The following is a 1,244-nucleotide window of genomic DNA, read 5'->3' on the forward strand; positions in this document are numbered from 1 at the left end:
CAACAACGATATCCCGCCCATTTGAACGACAACTGCTCGCCCCATATTACCAACTAAATTAGCTTGAAAGCCTTCTCCGAAGCGGAATTTCCCATCTCCAACACGTTGAACAATCCCCTGTATTTTTAATGGTGTTCCCGAATCCTTGCTGATGGAATKCCCTAGTGTAAGTGAAATAGAGCTGCCGACTCCCGCTTCAATTGCTTCCGATACCCCTTGCGCATCGACCATCGTAAGGAGACACTTCCAACGTTGTTCTGCTTGATGATGCAGCAACTCCCGAAGTACGAAGTTGCTATCGCCAGGGGATCCCGCACCCGGACTATCTGCTGAATCGGAAACGATGACTGGACCATTGTGCTTCTGTTCTGCGAGGATCGCAAGTACTTGGGGCACAGTAAATAGACTGACATCAAACTCACGTCTTTTTTTCCAAGCTAATTTTGCTAGACGCGATGACTCTTGTTCGTTACGCACTTGATCTTCCCCTACTACAACAACAGAAAATCCCATCTCAGCAATATCCAGCCACGGTTGTACAGCAAACAAAGAAGTCACGATGGATTGACCCAAGCGTTCCCCTTCCGCAGCTTCCTCTAATAATTCAGCCATCGGACCGCTATAGGTCTGCTGGTTTTCAGCTGGTAAAATCATCGGCACTTTTCTCAACGTAACATGAGGCTTCACTTCTCCTCGCAGAATGGAGAACAAAAGCTGGCCTGCACGATATGCGGTCTCTTTGAAATCTACATGTGGGAACGTGCGGTATCCGACTAGACCGTTAATCTGTTCCACCATTTTTTGAGTGACATTAGCATGTGAGTCAAGCGTAATCACGATAGGAATAGATTTACCGATTTTCTCCCGAATTGCGACTAGCAATTCTCCTTCAGGATCCTCACAACCTTCGGCAATTTGTGCCCCATGCAATGCAAACAATACACCGTCTATTGCAGGAGCACGCTCTATCCATTCAACAACAGCTTGCTTGAACCAATCAAGGGAGGATCGGGAAATCCCGCCAGATGAAACCGCGCTGGCAAACAGTGTGGGAATCAATGTCGCGCCCTGCTCTTCTATAACTTGCTGAAATCCAAGTAGTTCGTTATGTATTGTTGATGGTTCCTTTAGTTTATCCCCTTCAATAAAAAAGTTCTGTCTGAAATCCTCTATTGTACTCGTTAATGGACTGAATGTGTTTCCTTCCTGTAGGATCCCACCAACTAATATATTCATCTTTATTC

Annotated in this window: 1 protein-coding gene; it reads right to left on the reverse strand. The window is 45.9% G+C overall.

Annotated features, from left to right (window positions below; genetic code table 11):
• Positions 1 to 1,244, reverse strand: a 1,244-nt coding sequence (locus tag AC1DWN_RS33950; protein ID WP_477563219.1) for a M81 family metallopeptidase, incomplete at both ends; no start/stop codon positions are given.

The organism is Paenibacillus sp. P4_A7 (assembly GCF_056402455.1).